Below are 766 nucleotides of genomic sequence, written 5' to 3' on the forward strand. Positions count from 1 at the left end.
AGCCGGCGCTGGAAGCCAGGCAGCCGGTCAGCATCGAGCTGCCGATCCGCAATGTCGACCGTTCGACCGGCGCCATGCTGTCTGGTGAAGTGGCAAAGCGCTTCAAGCACAAGGGCCTGCGCGAGGACACGATCTCGGTGAAACTCACCGGTACCGCCGGCCAGTCGTTCGGCGCCTTCCTGGCGCGTGGGGTTTCGTTCGAGCTGGTCGGTGCGGCCAATGACTATGTCGGCAAAGGCCTGTCGGGCGGCCGCATCGTCATCCGCCCGCCGGAGAACACGAACATCGTCGCAGCGGAGTCGATCATCGTCGGCAACACGGTGCTCTACGGCGCGACCGAGGGCGAGGCCTATTTCTCCGGCGTCGCCGGCGAGCGTTTTGCGGTTCGCAATTCGGGCGTGGCCGCCGTCGTCGAAGGCGTTGGCGACCATGGCTGCGAATACATGACCGGCGGCATTGTCGTCGTCATCGGTCAGACCGGCCGCAACTTCGCCGCCGGTATGTCGGGCGGCGTCGCCTATGTGCTCGACGAGGAGGGTGATTTCGCCGAGCGCTGCAACATGGCGATGGTCGAACTGGAACCCGTTCCCGAAGAAGACGACCTGATGGAGAAACTGCTCCATCATGGCGGCGACCTCGACCACAAAGGCCGCGTCGACGTGTCCGGCGACATGACCAGCCATGACGAGGAGCGGCTCTATCAGCTGATCTCGAACCACGTCCATTATACGGGTTCGGTGCGCGGCCGCGAGATCCTCGACAACTG

1 pseudogene is annotated in these 766 nt (G+C 64.4%); it reads left to right on the forward strand.

From position 1 onward, the window contains the following. Positions 1-766 (forward strand): annotated as a pseudogene (locus EOA78_RS35605) (glutamate synthase subunit alpha); the annotation flags it as partial.

The organism is Mesorhizobium sp. M5C.F.Cr.IN.023.01.1.1, assembly GCF_003997585.1.
Lineage (GTDB): Bacteria > Pseudomonadota > Alphaproteobacteria > Rhizobiales > Rhizobiaceae > Mesorhizobium > Mesorhizobium wenxiniae.